We start from the raw sequence: 2319 nt of genomic DNA, 5'->3' as shown, positions 1-2319 counted from the left end.
TGAAGCCGGTGGGGCTCATGGCGTTTATCTCGACCACCTCCGCATCCGCGGGAAGGCATGACGTATAGTTAAGCTCCTTAAGCAATTGATAGCTGAACTGGTCGAGCCCCACTATCCTGCTGCAGAGTCCTAAGGCCACGAGCATCTGGGTTATGCTGGGGGCTAGAGACACGACCCTCGCCGGTTCTGCCGCAATCTGGAGGGTTCTGTTTAGGGCATCTACGACAGTTATAGGGTAGTAACGCACCACCACAGTGGCCGTGGTTGTGACTGTCGTCAGGTATGTAGTCGTAACGGTCGTCGAGTAGGTAGTCGTAGCGGTCTCAGAGTATGTGGTCACGACGGTCGTGGTCTGGGCGGCGGGAGCTCTCGAGTAGTAGCCAGCGAACCACGCGACGATCGCGACGACCACCACGGCGGCTATCCAAACCTTCGAGGCCATAGAAGGGAGAATTATCCCGCATTTAAAGATTATGCGAAGGATAGACGACCACCGCCCTGCTCCGCCTACCCTCTGTATGGGTCCTCACATCCACATATTTCCTCGCTCTCGGTCGCGTCGCGCAACTCGTCCTCGGTAGGCCTCCGCCAGCTGGCGCCAAGCACCGGTATTAACGGATCCACCATGAGGATCGCCCCGCCTAGGTTCTCCCTCAGGGATTTCGCCGCTCCCTCCACGTCCTCGGGGCCGTTAAGCCCCGGTATAAGGACCGTCTCGAACAAGGTCTTGACGCCTGCGCTCACAGGCGCCGAGATGTTGCGCAACACGGGGCCCAGCGGCCTGCCCGTATACCTCCTGTGCCTCTCGACGTCTAGCGTCTTTATACCTACGACCACCTCGCACGCCGCGCATCTACGTAGCTCTTCGAGTAGCTCGCCCGTCAGCCTGTAGGCGTTGGTCAACAACCTTACAAATAATGGAAAGCCTCGCCCTTCAGGGCGGGGAGGAGGTCAGCTTAGCTCTGTCCGCCAGATGCCGTATGACGGCAGGCGGGGCGTCGTCCACCGTGGGCTCCTCGCCGCCCAACCCGGCCTCCTCCATGCCGTCTGAGATCAGTCCGTCCACGACCTCCCGAAAGGCTTGGAGGCTCAAGAGGCCGCCCGCCCTCAACGAGGCCAAGACCCGGCCGTCTAGGTGGCGGTCCCAAGGCGTCAACTAATGCACCAAGGGCACGAGAAGCTGCAGCCGGCGAACTGAAAGTAGGCGGATTTGATGTCGGGGTAATACGTGATGTGGCGGATTCTCGTCGGCGTCAGAACAACCTCCTGAATTTCTGGAGATTGTTGGGGAGAAGCATATTGGCCACTTTCTGGGGCGCCCTCTTGATCAACATCATCAAGACGGCCTCGACGAACTCCGGCGTCACCTTCACGTAGCGATCCACCTCGTCTAGTATCTGCGGATAGCCCGTAACGGTCGAAGATGTGGCCGCCAGAAATGCCAAGGTCTCCTCCAGATCGGGGCCGAGGTCCAGCACCTCTACCCTCACGGCGGTCTGGGATCCAGGCGGCATGTAGTAAGCTACGGCTGCGTCGCCCAGAAGGCGCAGGTGCGGGTATTCGCTCGACGAGAGTATAGAGGCGAAGTTCTCGCCGAACTCCTTCAGCCTCTCGCAGAGCCTCGCCGCCTTGGCTGACCCAGCCGCGGCGCCCTCCCGGGCGCATCTGACCACCTCGTCCCTCAGGCGCCCTCCCTCACATTCGGCGTAATGTATCTCGGCCCACCGCGGCAACACGTCCTTAAGTCTGCCGAGGACCAGATACTCGCCGGGTCTCAATACGAGCGATGCGGCGGCTCTGTCGTTCATAGGGAGGCAGCCGCCGTAGAGCACCGAGAGGTAGCGCGATCTGACCCTCTTGGCTAGGCCGACCAGCGTGACCCCCGCCCTCTCCGCCGCGGCCAGAAGAGACTCGACCACCTTGTTGACCTCCCCGTATTTCCCGCCCGGCACGGCCAGATTGAAGGGAAGCGGATGCAGGGCGAGCTCTCCGTCCAGGAGAAGCACGTCGAAATCCTTAAGCCCCTCGGCCCTCCGCCTCAGCAGACGTGCCGCCAGCCGGCGCTCCATCAACGCCGCGTATCGCGAGAGGTCTTGCTCGTCCTTGTCCTCGAAATAGACGGCGCCGCCCAGGAACTTGTCCACCCCTTGCCTCGACCGCCCCACGTAGCCGTAGGCTATGACAGTGAAGACCCCGCCGATCAGCTCCAGAGGGGGGCTTCCGTAGGACGAATCCACGGCGTATACGTAGTGCTCGTCGGCCGGCTTGGGTATTTGCCCTATCTTGGCCCTATCCCTAATCGACGATATGCCCTCCGCA

General features: G+C 61.3%; 2 protein-coding genes and 1 pseudogene. All 3 read right to left on the bottom strand.

Annotated elements, in window-relative coordinates; all coding sequences use genetic code 11:
• Positions 1 to 442: pseudogene (locus B7L70_RS12480) on the bottom strand (ABC transporter); the annotation flags it as partial.
• A gap of 65 nt (positions 443 to 507) precedes the next feature.
• Entirely contained in the window at positions 508 to 903 is a 396-nt protein-coding gene (locus B7L70_RS14040; RefSeq protein WP_101940297.1) for a hypothetical protein, read from the bottom strand.
• A 350-nt stretch (positions 904 to 1253) separates the two neighbouring features.
• The coding region (locus B7L70_RS12470; protein WP_081228450.1) for a DNA double-strand break repair nuclease NurA at positions 1254 to 2319 on the bottom strand (1066 nt) is incomplete at its 5' end.

The organism is Vulcanisaeta sp. EB80 (assembly GCF_002078205.2).
This window is presented reverse-complemented; position numbering and strand designations above follow the sequence as displayed.